General features: G+C 63.5%; 21 protein-coding genes and 1 tRNA gene. 21 read left to right on the plus strand and 1 reads right to left on the minus strand.

Annotated elements, in window-relative coordinates:
- The first annotated feature begins 29 nt into the window (after window positions 1-29).
- The 20 genes from AAW51_RS01690 (at window position 30) to AAW51_RS01765 (ending at window position 17,676) form a co-directional block, all read left to right on the plus strand.
- Window positions 30-623 (plus strand): LemA family protein, encoded by a 594-nt coding sequence (locus AAW51_RS01690; protein WP_047193240.1) that lies wholly within the window; start codon window positions 30-32, stop codon window positions 621-623.
- 11 nt (window positions 624-634) lie between these two features.
- On the plus strand, window positions 635-2,602 hold the full coding sequence (locus tag AAW51_RS28775) for a M48 family metallopeptidase (protein WP_238947727.1): 1,968 nt from the start codon (window positions 635-637) through the stop codon (window positions 2,600-2,602).
- Between the two features lie 79 nt (window positions 2,603-2,681).
- The gene (locus AAW51_RS01700; protein WP_047193241.1) at window positions 2,682-3,014 is read left to right on the plus strand and encodes a c-type cytochrome; all 333 of its coding nucleotides are present in this window, start codon (window positions 2,682-2,684) and stop codon (window positions 3,012-3,014) included.
- A gap of 16 nt (window positions 3,015-3,030) precedes the next feature.
- Window positions 3,031-4,299 (plus strand): NAD(P)/FAD-dependent oxidoreductase, encoded by a 1,269-nt coding sequence (locus tag AAW51_RS01705; RefSeq protein WP_047193242.1) that lies wholly within the window; start codon window positions 3,031-3,033, stop codon window positions 4,297-4,299.
- 49 nt (window positions 4,300-4,348) lie between these two features.
- Complete coding sequence (gene rsmB / locus AAW51_RS01710) at window positions 4,349-5,713, plus strand: 16S rRNA (cytosine(967)-C(5))-methyltransferase RsmB (protein WP_238947728.1); 1,365 nt, start codon at window positions 4,349-4,351, stop codon at window positions 5,711-5,713.
- A 51-nt stretch (window positions 5,714-5,764) separates the two neighbouring features.
- Window positions 5,765-6,364 carry a DUF4390 domain-containing protein gene (locus tag AAW51_RS01715; RefSeq protein WP_047193243.1) on the plus strand — a complete coding sequence of 200 codons (600 nt, stop codon included), beginning with the start codon at window positions 5,765-5,767 and terminating at the stop codon, window positions 6,362-6,364.
- Between the two features lie 37 nt (window positions 6,365-6,401).
- A complete protein-coding gene (locus AAW51_RS01720; protein ID WP_047193244.1) occupies window positions 6,402-8,690 on the plus strand; it encodes a sensor histidine kinase in 2,289 nt (762 codons plus the stop codon).
- Window positions 8,691-8,696: 6 nt separating this feature from the next.
- Window positions 8,697-9,401 carry a response regulator gene (locus AAW51_RS01725; RefSeq protein ID WP_047193245.1) on the plus strand — a complete coding sequence of 235 codons (705 nt, stop codon included), beginning with the start codon at window positions 8,697-8,699 and terminating at the stop codon, window positions 9,399-9,401.
- A 40-nt stretch (window positions 9,402-9,441) separates the two neighbouring features.
- Window positions 9,442-9,517 (plus strand) — tRNA-Phe (locus tag AAW51_RS01730).
- A gap of 540 nt (window positions 9,518-10,057) precedes the next feature.
- Window positions 10,058-10,666: a hypothetical protein gene (locus AAW51_RS29620; protein ID WP_157359548.1), complete on the plus strand. Its 609-nt coding sequence runs from the start codon at window positions 10,058-10,060 to the stop codon at window positions 10,664-10,666.
- Between the two features lie 164 nt (window positions 10,667-10,830).
- Window positions 10,831-11,040 carry a hypothetical protein gene (locus AAW51_RS01740; protein ID WP_238947729.1) on the plus strand — a complete coding sequence of 70 codons (210 nt, stop codon included), beginning with the start codon at window positions 10,831-10,833 and terminating at the stop codon, window positions 11,038-11,040.
- A gap of 170 nt (window positions 11,041-11,210) precedes the next feature.
- On the plus strand, window positions 11,211-11,492 hold the full coding sequence (locus AAW51_RS28780; protein WP_083437991.1) for a hypothetical protein: 282 nt from the start codon (window positions 11,211-11,213) through the stop codon (window positions 11,490-11,492).
- Between the two features lie 242 nt (window positions 11,493-11,734).
- Window positions 11,735-12,145, plus strand: coding sequence for a DUF4304 domain-containing protein (locus AAW51_RS31260; protein WP_083437992.1), 411 nt, complete (start codon window positions 11,735-11,737; stop codon window positions 12,143-12,145).
- Window positions 12,146-12,493: 348 nt separating this feature from the next.
- Window positions 12,494-12,877 carry a T6SS immunity protein Tdi1 domain-containing protein gene (locus AAW51_RS30340; protein ID WP_169787963.1) on the plus strand — a complete coding sequence of 128 codons (384 nt, stop codon included), beginning with the start codon at window positions 12,494-12,496 and terminating at the stop codon, window positions 12,875-12,877.
- A 187-nt stretch (window positions 12,878-13,064) separates the two neighbouring features.
- The gene (locus tag AAW51_RS01745; RefSeq protein ID WP_053013246.1) at window positions 13,065-13,868 is read left to right on the plus strand and encodes a tetratricopeptide repeat protein; all 804 of its coding nucleotides are present in this window, start codon (window positions 13,065-13,067) and stop codon (window positions 13,866-13,868) included.
- 216 nt (window positions 13,869-14,084) lie between these two features.
- A complete protein-coding gene (locus AAW51_RS01750) occupies window positions 14,085-15,572 on the plus strand; it encodes a hypothetical protein (protein ID WP_157359550.1) in 1,488 nt (495 codons plus the stop codon).
- 106 nt (window positions 15,573-15,678) lie between these two features.
- Window positions 15,679-15,945 carry a hypothetical protein gene (locus AAW51_RS01755; RefSeq protein WP_047193248.1) on the plus strand — a complete coding sequence of 89 codons (267 nt, stop codon included), beginning with the start codon at window positions 15,679-15,681 and terminating at the stop codon, window positions 15,943-15,945.
- Between the two features lie 187 nt (window positions 15,946-16,132).
- Window positions 16,133-16,600, plus strand: coding sequence for a hypothetical protein (locus AAW51_RS29625; protein WP_157359551.1), 468 nt, complete (start codon window positions 16,133-16,135; stop codon window positions 16,598-16,600).
- Between the two features lie 126 nt (window positions 16,601-16,726).
- On the plus strand, window positions 16,727-17,188 hold the full coding sequence (locus tag AAW51_RS01760; RefSeq protein ID WP_047193249.1) for a hypothetical protein: 462 nt from the start codon (window positions 16,727-16,729) through the stop codon (window positions 17,186-17,188).
- Window positions 17,189-17,391: 203 nt separating this feature from the next.
- Window positions 17,392-17,676, plus strand: coding sequence for a hypothetical protein (locus AAW51_RS01765; protein WP_047193250.1), 285 nt, complete (start codon window positions 17,392-17,394; stop codon window positions 17,674-17,676).
- Between the two features lie 79 nt (window positions 17,677-17,755).
- On the opposite strand, the gene AAW51_RS01770 is transcribed toward AAW51_RS01765, so the two are convergent.
- A protein-coding gene (locus AAW51_RS01770) for an IS3 family transposase (protein ID WP_238947730.1) occupies window positions 17,756-18,882 on the minus strand; the annotation gives its coding sequence in 2 pieces (ribosomal slippage) (window positions 17,756-18,621 and window positions 18,621-18,882; 1,128 coding nt in all).
- A 141-nt stretch (window positions 18,883-19,023) separates the two neighbouring features.
- On the opposite strand from AAW51_RS01770, the gene tnpA reads away from it, so the two are divergent.
- Window positions 19,024-19,362, plus strand: coding sequence for an IS66-like element accessory protein TnpA (gene tnpA, locus AAW51_RS01780; RefSeq protein WP_047193252.1), 339 nt, complete (start codon window positions 19,024-19,026; stop codon window positions 19,360-19,362).
- Window position 19,363: the final 1 nt, after the last annotated feature.

The raw sequence follows: 19,363 nt of genomic DNA on the forward strand, positions 1-19,363 counted from the left end.
GGGACTTTCCGCTGATGGATGAACAAGCGATGAGCACAACGCAGATTGTGGGATGGGTCGCGGTCGCAGTACTGCTGTTCTGGATGGTGGGCGCTTACAACCGCCTGGTGCGCTTGCGCAACGCCATTGCCAATGCCTTTGCCCAGATCGACGTGCAGCTGAAACGCCGCTACGACCTGATCCCCAACCTGGTCGAGACGGCCAAGCGCTACATCGCGCATGAACGCGAAACACTGGAAGCCGTCATCGCGGCGCGCAACCAGGCGCATGCGGCGGCCGACCATGTGCGCGCCCGCCCGGCCGACGCGGGCGCCGTCGGGGCGCTGGCGTTGGCCGAGCACACGCTGGGCGGCTCCTTGGGGCGCTTGATGGCGGTGGTCGAGAACTACCCCGAGTTGAAGGGCGACCAGACCCTGCGTGAACTGTCCGAAGAACTGACCAGCACCGAGAACCGCGTGGCCTTTGCCCGCCAGGCGTTCAACGATGCGGCGCTCGACTACAACAACGCGGCCGGCCAGTTCCCCACCACGCTCGTCTCGGCCTTGTTCGGCTTCAAGCCGGCCGGCATGCTGCAGTCCACCACCAGCGAGGCCGAACGGATGGCGCCGCGCGTGCAGTTCTGAGCCGGCCTGCGATGGCGATGCGGTTCCGCGAGCACCAGGCCCAGGCGCGCGCGGCGACACGGCGGTTGCTGCTGCTGTTCGTCGCGGTGCTGGCGCTGCTGCTGTTGGCCGTCAACGGCGTGCTCGCGCTGATCTACCGGCTCAGCTTCCCATGGACGAGCGACTTCCCCGCGTTGTTCTTCGAGACCAACAGCGGCTTGGTGCTGTTGTTCGTGCTGGGGGGATGCTGGTTCGAGATGCTGCGCTTGCGCGAAGGCGGGCCACACCTCGCGAAACTGGCCGGCGGCCGCTGCATCAGCCCGCCGGAAGGCCAGCCGCACGACCTGTACGAGAAGCGGCTGCGCAACGTGGTCGACGAAGTGGCCATCGCCTGCGGCGTGCGCCGTACACCGTCGGTGTATGTGCTGGCCCGCGAAGAGGCGATCAACGCCTTTGCGGCCGGCTGGGGCTTCGATGACGCGGTGATTGCCATCACCCGCGGCGCATTGGAGCGTTTGACCCGCGACGAGTTGCAAGGGGTGGTGGCGCACGAGTTCAGCCACCTGGTGCACGGCGATACCCGGCTCAACATGCGGCTGGTGGGGCTGGTGTGGGGCCTGCAGATGCTCTACAACTTCGGCCACTCGCTGGTCGAGCCCGACGAACGCGACCGGCGCGGCGCGGCGGTGTTGTTCGGGCTCGGGCTGATGGCGGTCGGCTCGCTCGGCTGGCTGGCCGGGCGTCTGCTGAAGGCGGCGGTGGCACGGCAGCGCGAGTACCTCGCCGACGCGTCGGCGGTGCAGTTCACCCGCAGCCCGGACGGCATCGGCAACGCCTTGCGCAAGATCGCCGACCAGTCGTGGCGGCGCCAGGACGGGCTGCGCAGCGTGCACGCGGAAAGCCTGTCGCACCTGTTTTTCGTCTCGCGCCTGCGCTGGGAGGCGTTTGCCACCCACCCGCCCCTCCACGAGCGCATCCGCCGCCTCTATGGCCACACGGTCGGGCCGCTGCCGGCCCGCCAGTTGGCACCCGAAGACGACGACGAACCCGACACGCTGCCGATGCGCGGCGAGCCGCTGGTGCCGCCGCGCGCGCCGATGCGGGCGGCCAGCCCCACGCCCCGGCCCCGGCCCCGGCCCGACACCGCGGCGGCAGCGCCGCCGGGCCCCACCGAGGCCCAGCAGCACGACCCGGTCCAGCGCGCCGCCGGCGGCACGCGGGAGGACGGCGAACGCGAGGCCCTGGCGCGCATCCGCCGCTGGCATGGCCCGGGCGAACGCAAGGCCGGTGTGCTCGCCTTGCTGCTGACACCCGGCAACGCCGCCGAAGCGCAAGCCTTCGAGCAGGAAACCGGGGGCGGCGCGCTGCCGGTGTCGGTGCGTGCCGACATCGAACGGCTCGGCGAAGCCGCCCGATTGCCGGTGTTCGAGCTGCTGCTGCGCCGCAGCGCGGCCACCCCGGTCGGTGAGCGGCGAGCCCTGCTGAAGTCCTCCCGCCGGGTGATGGGGGCCGACGGGCGGACGACACCCCTCGACCGATTGCGCTGGCTGGCAATGCGCCAGCTGCTGGCCGGCGGGCCGCCGTCGCGGCCTTGCGCAGATCAGCCGTTGGCGCAACTGTCGAAAGAACTGGCGGTGGTGCACGCCTTTCTCGCGAGAATCGTCGTCGCCGACAGCGCAGGGGCAGGCGCGCAGCCCGGGGCGGAAGGATCACCCTGGTACCGCGCGGTGTGGCGCGCCCTGCTCGGCGATCAACCGGTGCCGGCCTGGCGCTCCCCCGATGGCGACCGCTTCGTGACGGCGCTCGAGCAGCTTGCGCGACTGCCGGCGGTGCGCCGGCCGCTGCTGCTGCGCACGTGGGTCGAGGTGGCCCAGCAGCTCGTGCCGCAAGGTCGCCTCGACGCGGCCAGTGCGGATGCGCTGCGTGTGGTGGCCCTGCTGATCGACACGCCGTGCCCGAAGCCGTTGTCCGACCTGTTCGTCGAGGTTGGCGAACCCTGAGGTCGGCCTGCTTGCATGATGGGAGGTCGGCGGGGGCCGCGTTGATGAAGTCCAAGCACCAGCAAGAGGAGTCACCACGATGAGGAAGCAAGTGTTTACCACCGCGATCGGCGCTCTCGCGCTGCTCGCCGCCGGCGCGGCCAGCGCGCAGGGCAGCGGCGATCCGCAGGCGCAGCTGCAGGTGCGCAGCCTGGCCGCCACCTGCGCCAACTGCCATGGCACCGACGGCCGCACCGTGCCGGGCTCTTCGGTGCCGCCGCTGGCCGGCATGCCGGCCGACTACCTGAGCGAGCAGATGCGCGCCTTCAAGAGCGGCCAGCGGCCCGCCACCGTGATGCACCAGCTGGCCAAGGGCTACAACGACCAGCAGATCGCGCAGATCGCGGCCTATTTCGCCGCGCAGAAAAAGTGAAGCACCAGGAGCGCAGATGAAAAGACGAAGCTTTTTGCAGGGCTCGGGCGCCGTCGGCGTGCTGGGGCTCGTGGGTTGCGCCCAGACGGCGTCCGCGCCGGCCAAGGCGCGTGTGCTGGTGGTGGGTGGTGGCTATGGCGGCGCGGCGGCGGCCAAGTATTTGCGGCTGCTGTCGGACCACCGCCTCGACGTGGTGCTGGTGGAGCCGCAAGCGGCCTTCGTGTCGTGCCCGGTCTCCAACCTGGTGTTGGGCGGCAGCAAGACGCTGGCCGACATCACGGTGCCCTACGACAGCTTGCGGTCCCGCCACGGTGTCACCGTGGTCAAGGACATGGTCGCCAGCGTCGACGTCGACAAGAAGGTGGCCGTGCTCGCATCGGGCAGCCAGATCCGCTACGACAAGCTGGTGCTGTCGCCCGGCGTCGAGCTGATGTTCGACCAGGTGCAAGGCCTGAAGGCGGCGCAGGCCGAGGGCCGCGTGCTGCAGGCGTGGAAGGCGGGCCAGGAAACGGTGGCGCTGCGACGCCAGCTCGAGGCCATGCCCGACGGCGGTGTCTACGCCTTGACCATCCCCGAGGCGCCCTATCGCTGCCCGCCCGGGCCGTACGAGCGGGCCTGCCAGGTGGCGAGCTATTTCAAGGCGGCCAAGCCGAAGTCCAAGGTGCTGGTGCTCGACGCCAACCAGGACGTCACGTCCAAGGGCCCTTTGTTCAAGAAGATCTGGGCCGAGCAGTACGCGGGCATCATCGAATACCGGCCCCAGCACAAGGCGGTCGCAGTCGACGGCAACACCATCAAGTTCGACTTCAACGAGGACGTGCGGGCCGACGTGTTGAACGTGCTGCCACCGATGCGCGCCGGCCAGATCGCCGTGCAGACCGGGCTGGCCAACGCCAATGGGCGCTGGTGCCAGGTGAACTACCTGACCTTCGAGTCCACCGCTGCGCGCGACGTCCATGTGCTGGGCGACTCGATCCAGATCGCCCCCGGCATGCCGAAGTCGGCCCACATGGCCAACTCGCATGCCAAGGTGGCCGCGGCGGCCATCGTCGCCCAACTGAACGGCTGGGACGTGAACCCCGCGCCGATGCTGACCAACACCTGCTACAGCTTCATCGATGCACGCAACGTGATCCACGTGGCCAGCGTGCACGAATACGTGGCGGCCGAGAAAACCTTCAAGCCGGTGGCGGGGTCGGGCGGCGTCTCGAGCGGGCCGACCGAGCTGGAAGGTGTGTACGGCTGGAACTGGGCGCAGAACATCTGGTCCGACACACTGGGGTGAGGCCGGCGCCGGGGGCCGTGACGCTGGGGGCGGCGTAGACTGCCGCCCTGTGAATGCTTCCTCGACTTCTTCGCTGCCGCTGTCGCGCCTGCTGGGCCACACCGCCGACGCCGTGCGTGCGGTGCGCAGCGGCGCCTCGCTCAACGAGGCACTGGCCGCCTGCCCGGCCGATGCCCGCCCCGGGACCCAGGCCCTCAGCTTCCAGGTGATGCGCGGGCTGGGGCGCGCCACCGCCTTGCGTGCCCAACTCGCCAAGCGCGCGCCCCCGGCCTGGGTCGACGCGCTGCTGCTGTCGGCCCTGGCGCTGCTGTGCGAGCCCGACGCGGCCGGCTATGCCGAACACACGCTGGTCGACCAGGCGGTCGACGCCGTCAAGCAGCGCGAACGCGCCAGCGCCTCCTTCGTGAACGCCGTGCTGCGGCGCTTTCTGCGCGAGCGCGCGACGTTGCTGGCCGCGACCTCGCGCGATCCGGTGGCGCAGTGGAACCATCCGCGCTGGTGGCTCGAGCGGCTCAAGCGCGACTGGCCGCAGCACTGGCAAGCCCTGCTGGCCACCAACAACGAACGCCCACCGATGACCTTGCGCGTGAATGCGCGTCGGCAGTCGGCGGAAGCCTATCGGGAGCGGCTGCACGAGGCCGGGTTGGCCGCACGGGTGGTCGGCCCGCAGGCCGTGAAACTCGACGAGCCCTGCCCCGTGTCGCGCCTGCCGGGTTTCGCCGACGGCGACGTGTCGGTGCAAGATCTGGCGGCGCAATGGGCGGCGCCGCTGCTGTTGCTGCTGTTGCAGCCGCCGCAGGGCACGGCGGCCACCGATGCCGGGGCCACGGTCGCGGCCGGTGCCCGCGTGCTCGACGCCTGCGCCGCCCCGGGTGGCAAGACCGCGCACCTGCTGGAACTGGCCGACCTCGACCTGCTGGCCATCGACAGCGACGCCGGGCGGCTGGCGCGTGTCGACGAAACGCTCGCACGCCTTAAGCTGCGGGCCGAGCTGAAGGTGGCCGACGCGCGGCAACCCGAGACCTTCTGGGACGGCCGCCCCTTCGACGCGATCCTGATGGACGCGCCGTGCAGCGCGTCCGGCATCGTCCGCCGGCACCCCGACGTGCGGTGGCTGCGGCGCGACGCCGACATCGCCCAGCTGGCCCAGATCCAGCGCGACATGCTCGAGGCGCTGTGGCCCTTGCTGAAACCCGGCGGGCGGCTGCTGTACTGCACGTGCTCGGTGTTCCGGGACGAAGGACAGCGACAGATCGACGCTTTTTTGCAACGTAATACGCAGACGCGGGTGCTGCCCGCCCCGGGCCACGCATTACCCTTGCCCGACAATGGATGCGAGACCGCTGATCCGGGGCCGGCGGTCGCCTTGCACGACGGATTTTTCTACGCCTTGCTCGAAAAGGGCCCCGCCTGAGACGAGAGCTGCTGTCACGTGCGTCGCGATCAACGGGTTGCTGGCTGTCTTGTGTCCCCGGTCGCGGCCGCCACCGGCGGCACTGCCCTGGGCCGTCGCTGGTGGCTGGTCGGGCTGCTGGTGCTGCTGCTGTGGGCGTGCAGCTGGTGCTTGCCCGCGCAGGCGGCCGGCATCGAGCTGCGCGAAATCGAGATCGGGCGCAGCGAAGAGGCGGTGGTGCTCAGCTTCACCGCCCGTTTCGAGTTGCCCAAGACGGTCGAGGACGCGGTGCTCAAGGGCGTGCCGCTACATTTCGTGGCCGAGGCCAACACCTTTCGGTCGCGCTGGTATTGGCGCGACCAGCGCGTTTCGCGCGCCAGCCGCACCTGGCGGCTGGCCTACCAACCCTTGACGCGGCGTTATCGTGTCACCTTCGGCAGCCTGCATCAAAGCTACGAATCGCTCAGCGACGCCTTGACCGCCGTGCAACGCAGCTCGCGCTGGAAAATCGCCGAGGTGTCGCAGTTCGAGCCGGGCGAGCGGCATTACATCGAACTCGTCTACCGGCTCGACACCGGGCAGCTGCCGCGGCCCTTTCAAATCGGCATCGGCGGCCAGGCCGAGTGGGACCTGTCGGCCGAGAGCACGATGGTGATCGAAGACCCCACCTGACCGACATTCGGACCTTGTTGTTGCTGGACACCGCCACGTGAGCAAAGCCACCCGTTGGGCCTGGATCCTGTCCCTGGTCGCCATTTCCGGCGCGGGGCTGGTGCTGGTGTTCTTGCTCGCGCTGTCGACCAACAACCGCCGGCTGTACGAGCAGCACTTCGAGTGGCTGCTGTGGCTCAACGGCGCGATTGCCGCCGTGCTGGCGCTGGTCATCTCGATCGCCGGCGTGCGCTTGGCGGTGCGTTTGCGCCGGCGCAAGTTCGGCAGCCGGCTGCTGTTCAAGCTGGCCGGCATCTTCGCGATGGTGGGGGTGGTGCCGGGGCTGGTCATCTACACCGTGTCGTATCAGTTCGTCTCGCGCAGTATCGAGAGCTGGTTCGACGTCGAAGTGGAAACTGCACTCGATGCCGGCCTGAACCTGGGCCGCGTCACGCTCGACACGCTGGTCAACGACCTCAGCAACAAGACCCGATTGGCCGCCGACCGACTCGGGTCCGAAGGCCGCGACGCCGCCTGGGCGCTCGCGCTGGAACGCGTGCGCGACCAGTTGTCGGCGGAAGAGGCGGCGCTGTTGTCGGGCAACGGCCAGGCGCTGGCGAGTGTGGGCGTCGAACGCGAAGCCCTGGCACCGGACCGACCGTCGCAGGCGCTGTTGCGCCAGGCGCGCACGCAGCGCGTGGTGAGCCAGCTCGAAGGGCTGGAGGAAGACACCGGGGTGCCACGCATCCGCGTGCTCGCGTACGTACCGTCGACCAGTCTGGAATTGACCAGCGAGGAGCGTTACCTCCTCGTCACACAACTCGTGCCGGCCACGCTGGCCGCCAATGCGATGGCGGTGCAGACCGCGTATCGCGAATACCAGCAACGTTCGCTCGCGCGCGATGGCTTGCGCCGGATGTACATCGGCACGCTGACCCTGTCGTTGTTCCTGGCGGTGTTCGGCGCGGTGCTGTTGGCCGCCACGCTCGGCAACCAGCTGGCGCGGCCGCTGCTGCTGCTGGCCGAGGGCGTGCGCCAGGTGGCAGCCGGCGATCTGACGCCCAAGCAGGTGTTTGCCACGCGCGACGAACTGGGCGGCCTGACGCGCTCGTTTGCCGACATGACGCAGCAGCTGTCCGACGCCCGCTCGCTCGCGCAACGCAGCCTCGACGAACTGGAGGCGGCCAAAGGCAACCTCCAGACCATCCTCGACAACCTGACCGCCGGCGTCGTGGTGCTCGATGAACAGGGGCGCATCCAGTCGGTGAACCCCGGGGCCACGCGCATCTTGCGGCTGCCCGTCGGCGCGTATGTGGGCCGCCTGCTGGCCGAGGTGCCGACGATGCAAGACTTTGCCGCCGAGGTGGCGCGATTGTTCGACGTGCACACGGCCGGCAACGAGGCGGGTGAGCGCGATCACTGGCAACAGTCGTTCGACCTGCAGCCACCGGCCGATGCGTTGCCCGAGCGCGGCCAGATCACCTTGCTCGTGCGTGGCGCCTGGCTGCCGCAGCAGGCGCGCTTGCTGGTCATCGACGACATCACCGAGGTGGTGTCGGCGCAGCGCTCGATTGCCTGGGGCGAAGTGGCACGGCGCCTGGCGCACGAGATCAAGAACCCGTTGACGCCGATCCAGCTGTCGGCCGAGCGTCTGCAGTTGAAGCTCGAGAGCAAGCTGGGCCCGACCGAGCAGCAGATGTTGACCAAGTCGGTGACGACCATCGTGAACCAGGTCAGCGCGATGAAGCAGCTGGTCAACGAGTTCCGCGACTATGCGCGGCTGCCGAGCGCGACGCTGAAGGCGCTTGACCTCAACGCGCTGGTGTCGGAGGTGGTCGGCCTCTACGGCTCTGCCAGCGAGGCCGGCCAGCTGCACACCGAGTTGGGCGCCGACCTGCCGCTGATCTTGGGCGACGAGAGCCAGCTGCGTCAGGTGGTGCACAACCTGCTTCAGAATGCGCTGGACGCCATCGCCGACCGGCCGGACGGCCACGTGCGCGTGGTGACCGAGGCCGCGCGGGCCGACGACGGCGGCTTGCGAGCCGTGCGGCTGCTGGTCAGCGACAACGGCCACGGCTTTTCGGAGAAGGTGCTGAAGCGGGCCTTTGAGCCTTATGTGACGACCAAGACCAAGGGCACCGGACTGGGCTTGGCGGTCGTCAAGAAGATCGCCGACGAGCACGGCGCGAGGGTGCGCTTGAAGAACCTCGAAGGCACCGAGAATGGCGCCCAAGAGGAGGGCGGACCGAGGGGGGCGCAAGTTTCGATATCATTTTCAATGATCGCCCCACCCCACCCCGCGCCAAACGACACCGGGACACACTCTGTTGCCGAAGCGGGGAGCTGAGACTGCATGGCCACCATTCTTGTTGTTGACGACGAACTCGGCATCCGCGCGCTGCTCTCGGAGATCCTCTCCGACGAAGGGCACAGCGTTGAGCTGGCTGAGAACGCGGCGCAGGCACGCGCCTTCCGCGAGCACACGCGCCCCGATCTCGTGCTGCTCGACATCTGGATGCCAGATGTCGACGGCATCACGCTGCTCAAAGAGTGGGGGGCCACCGGGCAGCTGACGATGCCGGTGATCATGATGTCGGGGCACGGCACGATCGACACCGCGGTGGAGGCGACCAAGTTCGGGGCGATGGCTTTCCTCGAAAAGCCGATCACGCTGCAGAAGCTGCTGCGCTCGGTGGAGCAGGGCCTGGCGCGCCAGAGCCCGCGCCCGGCGCTGCCGGCGACGCAGCAGGTGATGCTGTCGAGCGGTGGCGCGCGTGAGTTGACGGTGGAGCACACGCTCGCCTCGCCGCAGACGGCCAACCACAACGCACCACTCGCCCTCGGCCCTCAGTCTGAGCAGGTGTTCGTGCTCGACCGCCCGCTGCGCGAGGCGCGCGACGCGTTCGAGAAGGCGTACTTCGAGTTCCACCTGGCCAAGGAGAACGGCAGCATGACACGTGTGGCCGAGAAGACCGGGCTGGAGCGCACCCACCTGTACCGCAAGCTGAAGCAGTTGGGCGTGGACTTGTCGCGCAACAAGCGCTCGGGCGGCAATTGATCGCCACGCAGAAGTTGCGCTATACTCGCAGTCTTTCTAAGGCCTGGTAGCTCAGTTGGTAGAGCAGAGGATTGAAAATCCTTGTGTCGGTGGTTCGATTCCGCCCTAGGCCACCAGAATACGACGCCCAACCGCTCTCGGTTGGGCGTTTTGCTTTGGGTGTTTCCCGCGCCAATGCGGGCTTCCGGGCCGTTCTGCCTGTGCCACGGGTCCGTGCCATTGGGCCCGTTTTGGCCTTAGTTGGATTCCTTCTCGCTCTCTCTTCTCTGAAAAAGAGACTACTTTTTCTAGCCGGCACAAGGAGAAGTCCTTTGGTGACAAGGACTTATGCGTGTGTCGAATAGAGCGGTTGCAAACGATCTTGGTGGAGCAGGGATGGTGAGAAAACTGGGGTGAGCTGCTGCTCACTGCCTCTGCCATGCTGCGACAGCGGTGCAGCGAATGCACGCCGCCGATCTCATGGCCTTAAGGGCAATGCCGCTTGCGCAAACTAGATCACATGTGAAAAGTATCGACTGGTCAGCTGGGTCGAGTAGTTGATGAGATGGACGTCTCAACAGTTACTTCCGCTTGTGGCACTTCGATCCCAGTTGCCGCTGCGGAGGTGGTCCGGCACCGGGAGGCCCCCTTTCGTTCGTTAACCCTCAAGCAACTGCATGCTCGTTCTTTCCCCGGTTGTTGAGGCACCCGCAGCGGCCGAACAGTTCTGGTGCCCTCTGCCTCCGCAGCCTTGGCCGGCGCGGATCGATCTGTCCGGTTCGTCCTCGGACGGTGAGGTGGCTCTTGTTCTCCTCCAACTCGCCCAATACAACAGGGTCGGGGAGAAGCACGTTTTGTCAGCTGCCGAGATATCGCGCGCTGAATCACTTGTATTGCCTGGCGGTTTAGCGGTTCGTGCCGGCAACAAGGAGGTGTTGCCGTCGTGTTGCTGCGGACTTGAAGGTTGGATCGAGTGGGACCTTCTGCTCGAAAATTCAGTTTCTCCTTGGATGGGGCACGACCCCTCTCCCTGGATCGAGAGGGTGGGGGAGTCATACGTTCTCTGGCCGGATGAAGGAATCTCTCAGTCACAGCGCGAAGAAGCATGCATCTTCTTTGGCCGAGATGTCCTCACGGACCAGTTGTCGAAGGTGCTCGCTTGTCTTCAGGCCTTCTCAGGGAGGATCGTCGAGGTTGCCGGCAAGCACGTGCCTGGTTTCGCGTCTGATCTAGAAATGGCCTTCCGTAACGCGTTCGCGTCTCCGGCAACACCCATCGAGGCCTAGCTCCCTATAGATACTTCCTGCTAACTCAATTCGTTGACAATCGTGGACGTCCCGCCAGGCACTTCCCAGCGTGGCACTTCGACGTCGTCTACCGCTGCCTGGCTCCTTATGGGTGGGAAAGCCGCATACATTCTTAGGCGCATATGTCCTGGAAGTACCGAGTTGTGCGAAACGCAGATGGCCTGCGGATCTTCGATGTCTACTACAGCGAAGCAGGAGAGCCGATAGCTACCCATGTAGCGCCGACCTACGTTTATGGCGAAACGGTTTCAGACTTGTACGAGCAGATGCTTCTGATGATGGAGGCGCTGGAACAGCCCGTGTTGGATGAGGCAGAAATCGGACGTATGAAGGACTTGAATGAGCATGAGTAACGATTGGTGTTGTGGTGGTCGTCGGCGGGCGACCCGATTGGACTCGTTGCGTATTTACGAGCACGAACGTCCCACCCGGCACTTCCCACTTGTGCCACGTCGACGTTCTTTGCCGCAGCACGAAGGTCGGGGATGCAGAGGTCTGAACCTTTGAGGGTGTCGAGTCAATAATGAAGCCGATGCTGCATGTGGACTTCAACGAAATGGTGGAGTCCGACCTTGTGTTGCTATCCGCTGGCGACGTCAAGCTCGACTCGCGTGGCGAAGCGATTTTGCTACGTCAGGGGTTGGAAGTGATGGTGTACGAGGATGACAGCGACGAAAGGGGGCGTCCTGACAGGTTGGTAGCAACCGGAGTTGTGGAGAGAAACCGGTCGACTGGTTGGGGCGCTCACGTTAGGTGGTGTTGTCGCATTGATGGCGGCGGTATACGTCATGAGTCAGAACTTTGATTCTGCTGCCTCCTTGTAAAGGGATAAGCCATGACTGCACAGCACTTCGCTGCGTTCTTTCGTCTAGAGGACGTGCCTACGGCACTTGGTTCATATTGAACTGCAGATGCTTCCCCTTCGCGCCTCGTTGACGAACATGAACGCATCAGTAACTTCCCATCGTGGCACTGCGATGCCGACCGTCAAAAATAATTGAGGCTGGTTCAGCACGGTGAAGCCGGTTCAATCAAGCGGTCGCCAAAATGTCATCCGTCGAATTACGAGCTCCGATCCTGGCGGCTGTGCAGTCGTTGTTGCGTCCGCTAGGATACCGGAAATCCGCAAGTCTCTTCGCGCGTCAATCGGAAGATGTTGTGCACCTTGTCGAAGTACAGGGGTCTCGACACAGCACGTCAACTGACGCAAAGTTCACGGTAAACGTCGCTGTGTTTGCTTCGGCGCTTGTCTATCCGGACGTGCGTGACGTAACGAAGCCGTCTATTGCGGGCGCACACTGGCGAAAACGGCTTGGTCGCTTGTCACGCGAGAATGAGGACGTATGGTGGAGGGTATCCACTATCGAACAGGCGGAAGCTGTGGCCCACGACATCGCGGTCCGTCTTGAGCAGTACGCGATCCTGCGCTCTTGGCCTTGCCTAACCTCGCCGCGTTAGCGACTCTTTGGAATTCTGGTTGTAATCCTGGCCTTACAGAGCATCAGCGCAACGGCTTTCTCGCTCGGCTCAACAAGCTTGAGCGTCAGTCGCAAAATGGCGGTTAGCACTCTTTCCAGTGCCTTCCCCCAAAATCAACTCGTTGATGAACATGACAGACACGCCAGGCACTTCCCGTCGTGGCACTTCGATGTCTTTCACGGCAGTGCGGCAGGTTCGAGACGGGGAAGCTCCACACTATCTATTCGGTACTGCATGCTAGCCACCTGGAAGCAACTCACAATAGTCCCTTCGGCGGAGGCGCTCGCCGCTCTTCGTGATCGATGGGGATGGCTGGTCCCCGAGACAATGGAAGCATTCATGTGCTCCGCCGCAGGGGACGTGTTCTTCGAGGCGCCGGATCGGTCGATTCATTGGCTAGACACCGGACAAGGTCAACTTGCTCAGGTGTCAGATACTCGGGATCTCTTTCTAGCCGCTCTTCGAGACGATGCGGGTGCTGAATGGTTTCTTGCACCGGTCGTCGATCAATTGTTGGCTGAAGGTAAGTTGCTGGCAGAAGGCCAGTGCTTCGCATTCAAAGTGCTGCCAATACTGGGTGGTACCTATGCAGCAGAAAACATGGTTCCTATGTCAGCCGCAGAGTGGTATGGGTTCTCCGGGCATGTGCATCACCAAATCAAAGATCTTCCTGAAGGAACTTCGATGTCCTTCAAGATAAGTGATGCCTGACACGTTCATCTAGTGGACGTGCCGGCGGCAGGTCGCTCGTGTCGAACTCCTTGCTCGTTGATGAACATGAACGTCCCGCCAGGCACTTCCCATCGTGGCACTTTGGTGCCGGTTGTCTCAACGTGGCCAGATTGGGACGGGGAAGTCCATTTCATTCGTTAGCCATTTGCTCACCTGAACCTCAGCCATGCTCAGAAACTTCGCCACGATTTGCGCGCTCATCCTCTCGGCACTTGGAATCTCCTCCGCGCAAGCGAATGACACGCCCAACGCGAAGGAGAAGCTCGCGGTGAAGCCGGGCGACCTCATTGTTCAACAAGACAGGAACGGCTGGAGCGCTATCAAGATTCTTGCCGTCGATCCCTGGCCTGACGGAACGGCAGCTGCTCATTGTTTGACATACAAAGCGGTTCCAAGCAAGCCAACCGTCGAGTCTCTCACTCGCGCAGCGGTTCTGGTTTGGCACGCTCCAATTGATGCAGCCAGCTTCAGCCACGGGTGGGAACGGATTGGAAATCAAGCGCCCTCCAAGGAGGAGTTGATTGGCTTTGTCGAGTACCTCAAGCTGACTGACTTTCCGCGCTATATCAGCTTCACTGGCCAAGACTCCAAGGAGATTGTTCGAAAAGCCAATGAGCACTACAAGCTTGCATACACACTCGGTGACCAAGGCAAGAGAACGGAGGCTATTGCCGAGTACAGCCAACCCATTGAGCTATTCCCGCTTTTCTACGAAGCCATCGACAACCGCGCATTTATTTACATGGAGCTCGGAAAGATCCGGGAAGCCCTCCGTGATTTTGAGCAATCTCTGCGCGTGAACCCAAATGGAATGGCAGCCTTCTTCTCAAAGGGAGAGTGTCTTATGAAGCTTGGTGACCTCAAAGCCGCCAAAGATATATTCCAGGAAGGTCAAACTCGCTTTCCCGAGCAACGAGCCACGTTCACAAAGTTTCTCGAACAAGTTCGTGCATTGCAGAAAAATGGCTAACCGCTTCGAGCGGACGTCATCCGGCAAGCGAGACCTGTAGCTTGAGCCGAACTAGAAATGCTTTTCTCTCGAATCAACTCATTGGCTAACATGACCATCCCGCCAGGCACTTCCCGTCGTGGCGCTTCGATGTTGTCTGTCCCGGTGCTGCTTTGAGCATGAACCGGTTCGCTATGCAGCTTGATTCAAGTTCATTCGTGCCGAATCAGTAGTGCCATGGCAACCACAATGCAGTCAAAGGCTGCCATGCTGACTCGGCACCTCTGCAATCCAATCCTGGCGGCAGTCGCCCTTGCGGTTGTTGCGCTCCCGGGGGCAGCATTGACGCCGGTCGCCGCGATCGACGAAGCGTTCAGACAGAAGAACTGGGCAGAGATCGAACGCCGCAGTCTGCGCTGGGCTCAGGAAATCAATCCGGACGTCTTGGAAGTGCAGGCGATGGCGGCAGCCGGAATGACGGACGAGGCCATCGCCGCCGCCCGCAAGTCGCAGCCCTGGCAACATCCCCGCCTGCTGTTGGCGGCCGCCGACGGAAGCGACCTGCCTACGCCGCGGAAGCTCGAGATCGTCAAGGCGGCCTTCGCGGCAGCGCAGGCCGACGCCATTCCTTCTCGATCCCGGGTAGAAGGTCTGGCCCAAGTGGCCATTGTCTTTGCGCGCCTCAGCGCAGATGACAGTGCTCATCAGGCGTTCGAAGCAGCCATGGCGAACGCGAAGCTGAATTCGAGGGACGGCGCTTACGGCATCCTTGCAGACGGTCTCGTGCCGGTCACGGGGACAACGGACGCGCCGATGTGGATGCTGGATGGGGTCGCGAGCCAGGTTGGCGACCTCCCCGCCAGTGACGAAGTAAGGGTTCATCGGGCGTTGGCCCTCGGATACTTTCGAGTCCACCAGACAAAGAAGGCAAATGCCCAGCTGGCCATCGCACTCTCTGGCGCGCAGAAATTGAGCGAACGGCGGGAGAAGCGTGTAGCCGTCCAATCGCTTGCGAGACTTGCTCTCGACAATGACGAGCTCGACTTCGCCCGCCGGCACGGCGATCTCGACGAACTCGGCGTCGAACTTGCCGTCTACTACGCGCGCAGGAACGAGCAAGTGAAGGCCTTGGCGGAAATCGCAAAGCTGGGGTCGGGTAACCTGTACGTGTCGCCTAAGCAGGCAGCGGCGCTGACGATCATCAACGATGCGATCGAACGACGCGCTACGCATACAGCAATGACCTACTGCGCCATGCTGTGCCAATCCCTCGGGACCTACGAAATCAAAGTCAGGACACGCATCGGCCAACTCCAGGCACAAGAAGGACAACGCGACAGCGCGAAAGCGAACTTCTTGCGTGCCAAGGAATTGTTGCCTCTAGATCCTCAGATCGCAGCAAGGGACGTACTGGCAACGCTCGACCTGGCACTCGCGGCCGAGGCATCGGGCTTGCATGCCCTCGCGAAGGAAGCCGTCGAGGCCGCGGTGGAGCAGACCATGTATGTCTCACTCGCCCGGCGGAAGGCCGAGCGGCCTCTGTCCGAAGCACGTTCTTCGTATGCGCTTGCCGAGTTGGGCGACCGAGCCAAGGCAACTGAGATGCTGCTACGTGCATGGTCCGGAACCAGAGACCTCGCAGACGACTATCTTGGCGGGAAGCGGGAGAAGGCGGAGACACTTCTGGCAATCGCGCGGGCTGCGCGCGTCTTAGCAGCTCGTTGACGACCATGAACCTCCCGCCAGGCACTTCCCATCGTGGCACTTCGATGCCGAGCGCCGCAATACTGTTTGGTCGGAGCGGCGAGGTCCCATTCATTCGTGAGGAGCGATGGACGAATTGATTGCCGCCCTTGGTTGGTTAATCGTAGACGTGCTCCTGGTTGGCACTGGTCGACTAGTTGTTAGGCTCTTCAGCGTTGGCAAGTGGCGCGGCGAGCGACTCGATGAGGCCGAAGGCCGTACACATTCCGCGGCCGGCTCTCTTACCTTTGTCTTGAACGGTAAACGCGTGGTGACGCACACGGGGCTCTTGTTTGTCGGCGTCTCCTTCTACATCATCCTGGCTGTGGTTCTCATGGCTGCGCTTGGTGGCTAGCGTGCAATGTTGGTCGACTGTGTTCAAAATGGGATTACCGAACGGAACCCGCTGAGGGAGTTCGTTGATTGACAAGAACGTCCCGCCAGGCACTTCCCGTCGTGGCGCGTCGGTGCCGTACTCCGCTGCACCGCGGGCACCTCGGGACTGGAGAGCCCATTTCATTAGGTAGACTGGAGAGCCGCGTATGAACGCCGACGACCCGCGCATTCGTTACGAGTTCGTTCATGGCCAGGCGGTCTACTTTCCGTCTACGAACGCCTGGGCCGAGATACTGAGCGAAAGGGCTCTTGCTGGCCTTCCTGTCTCACTTCCCGACGCCATCGCCGGGTGGCTACAACAGTATGGTCAGTTTGAGGTTGCGGCTCTTGGCTTGGTCCGAGCTCGCTGGTCCGCGCAGTGGCATTCGCTCTCGCTGCTTCGCCTTAATGGTCACTACTATCGGGTTCACTTCGAAAACGTCGTGTGTCACAACTGCAATCAGAGGTGTGGCCCGTCAGCGACACCGGACACGGTAGCGTACGCAGGAACGAATATCGATTCCAAAGACATCTGGGCCGAGTTTGACCGTTTGCCACTCCAAAGCTGCCCGCATTGCCATGAAGTTCTACGTCATCGCCAAACCGTTTGGCTTGCCTCGCCCGATGCAGCCTAACCCTTCACATTTTTGACCATCGTGAACGCCCCGCCAGGTACTTCCCGTCGTGGCACTTCGATGCAGGTCGCCGCTGTAGGCTAGCTCAGGGTCGAGAAGCGCACTTCATTTGTTTAACCGTCACTCATGGATGAACTGCTTGTTGCATTCTGTGCCCTAGTTCTGTGGCGAATCTTCGTTGCTTGGCTTGCGGCTCTCTTCGTTGCGGTACTCCTCGCCCAAGCTTTGCCATGGTTCGGTCCTGGCTGGATCTTTGCAACGGCGTTTCTCGGCTTCGCAGCCGGCATCGTCTGGCAGACGGTTAGCTCGTCCCCAGTCGAGGTACCAGACTCGCAGCCGCCGATGTCGCTCGTCGTGGCTTTCCTGGGTATCGGCGCTATCGGCACATTCTGGGGAAGCGTGCTCGAGTTCGCCACTGGTTCGGCCGGGGTCGCCGCCAGCGTTCTTCTCGTCTCGCCGTTTATCTTCGGACCGGTTGCGGCAGCCGTCACAAAGCGCGCAATCTCGGTACGTCGCTTGTTGTTTGCTTCATCCGCCTTGCTAGTTGGCTTTGGGGTTCCTTATGCAGTCAGAGTGCTCCCCACTTAAGCAGGTTGCTCGGTACTTCCCATCGTGGCACTTGGATGCTGATAGCCGCGAAGCGGCCAGTTCGGGACAGGGAAGTCACTTTCATTCGTTGGAGCTCAACATGCGCGCTTGCCGCCTGTACCGGCCGCCGCTTTGCAGTGGAAGCAGAGATTTGTGTCGACAAGGTCCGGGCGCCCCAGATGCCAATCAGGTAGGCTGGTGCCATGACAGATGAACCAATCCGCAAGACGCTAACAGAGTTTGTCGGCGCTTTTGAGGTCGTGTTTCGATACGACTGGGACTACACCAAGCTCATGCTCGGGGACGAGGCGGACGGCGCCACGTTCGTCGAGCCAGGTCTGGAAGACGAGACAGAGGATTGGGGGGCACGGGGCGCACTTCTGGAGAAGTACAGGGCGCTGGTCACGGCGATGAAAGCTGCCGGCCTGGAACCTGCGTTTCCATTCCCTCTGGAGAACCTACCCGGCTTCAAGGTCCGGGTTTGGTAGCCGGGGCGCCTTTCCACGATAGTAGGACTGGGGCAGGAACGTAAGCGTCCGGCCGTAAGCTTCCCCGTAAGCTCCCCTATCAAGCAGACAGTTGATTCCTGAAGTCCGCGGCGGTTGTGGTCGTCAAACGTGGCATGAACTGGCGTGGCGGAATGCCACCCAGCGAGTCATGCGGTCGGTACTCGTTGTACTGGGTCAGCCACTCCTCGGTGATCGCCTTCACGTGCTCAATCGAGCTGAACAGGTAGGCGTCGAGCACCTCGGTGCGGTAGGTCTTGTTGAACCGTTCGATGTACGCGTTCTGGTTCGGCTCGCCGGGCTCGATGTAGTTCAGCGCGATCCCCTTGCGCTGCGCCCATTGCACGAACTCGTGGCTGGTCATCTCCGGGCCGTTGTCCATGCGGATCGCCTTCGGCGCTCCATACCACTCGATCAGCCGATCCAGTGTCCTGATCAGCAATGTCGACGGAATGGACTGCGACACCTCGACGGCCAACGCCTCGCGGTTGGCCTCGTCGATCACGTTGAGCGTGCGGAATCGACGCCCGTCGTACAGCACGTCGTGCATGAAGTCCAGCGCCCAGCCCTCGTTGATAAAGGCGCCAGCGGCCAGCGGAATCCGTTCTCGCTTGGGAATGCGCTTCTTCGTGCGCCGCGGCAGGTTCAGCCCCAGCTCACAGTACACGCGCCAAACCCGCTTATGGTTCCAGGGCCGACCATCCAGGCGCAGCCGGTCAAAGCACTTCCAGAACCCCCAGCGCCCGTTCCTCTGCACCATGCCGTTGAGCGCATCGATCACCTCGGCATCCTTCTCCTGCGGCAAGACCGGCGTCTTGTAGTACGCCGCCCGCGACAAGCCTGCGGCCGTGCAGGCTCGCGCGATCGACAAGCGGTGCTCGGTCACCATGACCTGCACCACCTGTCGCTTCGCGGACGGCGTCAGAATTTTTTTGACAGCACGTCCTTGATGGCTGCGTTCTCCAGCGCCAGATCCGCGTACATGCGCTTCAGTCGCGCGTTCTCCGCTTCGAGCTCGCGCATGCGCGTGAGGTCCGACACCGTCGCGCCGGCGTACTTGCTCTTCCACGCGTAGTACGTCGCCGCGCTGATGCCGTGCTTGCGACACACCTCGGCAACCAGCATCCCGGCTTCCCCTTCCTTCAGGATCGCCACGATCTGGCTCTCGCTGAACTTGCTCTTTCTCATCGTCCTCGTCTTCCTATTCGAGGCCACATTCTCCAGATTCAAGTGTCTACGTCGAGGGGAAGCTTACGCGGCCAACCCGTCTTGAATGCACAGTTTCAAGCGGCAAGGATGGTGTCCACCAAGAATTTTTAGGTGGACACCATGGAAGAAGCCAAGCCGAAGAGACGACGCCGCCACGACCGGGAACTGAAGCAGCGAGTGCTGGTGGCGTGCAGCGAACCAGGAGCGTCGGTGGCGAGCATCGCGCTGGCGCATGGCCTGAACGCCAACCTGGTGCACAAGTGGCGCCGCCAGGCGGGGACAGTGGGGCCTGTCGAAGCCTTCGTTCCTGTCGCCGTCACCTCTGCTGGCCCGGTACACCGGGAGCCCGCGCAAGCGATCCACGTAGAGCTGCAACGAGGCCCATTCAGCGTGCGGGTGAACTGGCCGCTCAGCGCAGCTGAGACCTGTGCGGCCTGGCTACGCGAGCTGCTGCGTTGAT

The sequence above is a fragment of the Caldimonas brevitalea genome, assembly GCF_001017435.1.
Classification (GTDB): domain Bacteria; phylum Pseudomonadota; class Gammaproteobacteria; order Burkholderiales; family Burkholderiaceae_C; genus Caldimonas; species Caldimonas brevitalea.

What these genes read in the sequence shown, in the direction of transcription:
- AAW51_RS29620 (WP_157359548.1), top strand. Translation starts at nt 10,058, where the DNA reads ATGCTCGTTCTTTCCCCGGTTGTTGAGGCACCCGCAGCGGCCGAACAG.
- AAW51_RS01705 (WP_047193242.1), top strand. Translation starts at nt 3,031, where the DNA reads ATGAAAAGACGAAGCTTTTTGCAGGGCTCGGGCGCCGTCGGCGTGCTG.
- AAW51_RS01745 (WP_053013246.1), top strand. Translation starts at nt 13,065, where the DNA reads ATGCTCAGAAACTTCGCCACGATTTGCGCGCTCATCCTCTCGGCACTT.
- AAW51_RS30340 (WP_169787963.1), top strand. Translation starts at nt 12,494, where the DNA reads ATGGAAGCATTCATGTGCTCCGCCGCAGGGGACGTGTTCTTCGAGGCG.
- AAW51_RS01755 (WP_047193248.1), top strand. Translation starts at nt 15,679, where the DNA reads ATGGACGAATTGATTGCCGCCCTTGGTTGGTTAATCGTAGACGTGCTC.
- AAW51_RS01690 (WP_047193240.1), top strand. Translation starts at nt 30, where the DNA reads ATGAGCACAACGCAGATTGTGGGATGGGTCGCGGTCGCAGTACTGCTG.
- AAW51_RS01700 (WP_047193241.1), top strand. Translation starts at nt 2,682, where the DNA reads ATGAGGAAGCAAGTGTTTACCACCGCGATCGGCGCTCTCGCGCTGCTC.
- AAW51_RS01725 (WP_047193245.1), top strand. Translation starts at nt 8,697, where the DNA reads ATGGCCACCATTCTTGTTGTTGACGACGAACTCGGCATCCGCGCGCTG.
- AAW51_RS01750 (WP_157359550.1), top strand. Translation starts at nt 14,085, where the DNA reads ATGGCAACCACAATGCAGTCAAAGGCTGCCATGCTGACTCGGCACCTC.
- AAW51_RS31260 (WP_083437992.1), top strand. Translation starts at nt 11,735, where the DNA reads ATGTCATCCGTCGAATTACGAGCTCCGATCCTGGCGGCTGTGCAGTCG.
- AAW51_RS28775 (WP_238947727.1), top strand. Translation starts at nt 635, where the DNA reads ATGGCGATGCGGTTCCGCGAGCACCAGGCCCAGGCGCGCGCGGCGACA.
- AAW51_RS01760 (WP_047193249.1), top strand. Translation starts at nt 16,727, where the DNA reads ATGGATGAACTGCTTGTTGCATTCTGTGCCCTAGTTCTGTGGCGAATC.
- AAW51_RS28780 (WP_083437991.1), top strand. Translation starts at nt 11,211, where the DNA reads ATGAAGCCGATGCTGCATGTGGACTTCAACGAAATGGTGGAGTCCGAC.
- AAW51_RS01765 (WP_047193250.1), top strand. Translation starts at nt 17,392, where the DNA reads ATGACAGATGAACCAATCCGCAAGACGCTAACAGAGTTTGTCGGCGCT.
- AAW51_RS29625 (WP_157359551.1), top strand. Translation starts at nt 16,133, where the DNA reads ATGAACGCCGACGACCCGCGCATTCGTTACGAGTTCGTTCATGGCCAG.
- tnpA (WP_047193252.1), top strand. Translation starts at nt 19,024, where the DNA reads ATGGAAGAAGCCAAGCCGAAGAGACGACGCCGCCACGACCGGGAACTG.